This is a genomic window from Citrobacter sp. Cs237 (assembly GCF_030332325.1).
Taxonomy (GTDB): Bacteria; Pseudomonadota; Gammaproteobacteria; order Enterobacterales; family Enterobacteriaceae; genus Citrobacter_A; species Citrobacter_A sedlakii.
In genome coordinates this window covers 1-214 of record NZ_JAOWIB010000008.1, presented here as the reverse complement: position 1 = coordinate 214, position 214 = coordinate 1, and the positions used below count along the sequence as shown (strand labels likewise).

Genomic DNA, 214 nt, shown 5'->3' with positions numbered 1-214 from the left:
TAATGAACCGTGAGGCTTAACCTTACAACGCCGAAGATGTTTTGGCGGAATTGAGAAGATTTTCAGCATTGATTCAGAGTTAAGTACGCAATAGTTTGCGCAGTCAGCGCCGCTGATGCGATAAAGTATTGCGTACAGAGCACAAAGAATTTGCCTGGCGGCCGTAGCGCGGTGGTCCCACCTGACCCCATGCCGAACTCAGAAGTGAAACGCC

Annotated in this window: 1 rRNA gene; it reads left to right on the top strand. The window is 50.0% G+C overall.

Annotated features, from left to right (window positions below):
* Window positions 1–153: 153 nt before the first annotated feature.
* Window positions 154–214: ribosomal RNA gene (gene rrf / locus OGY07_RS23415) — 5S ribosomal RNA — on the top strand; the annotation flags it as partial.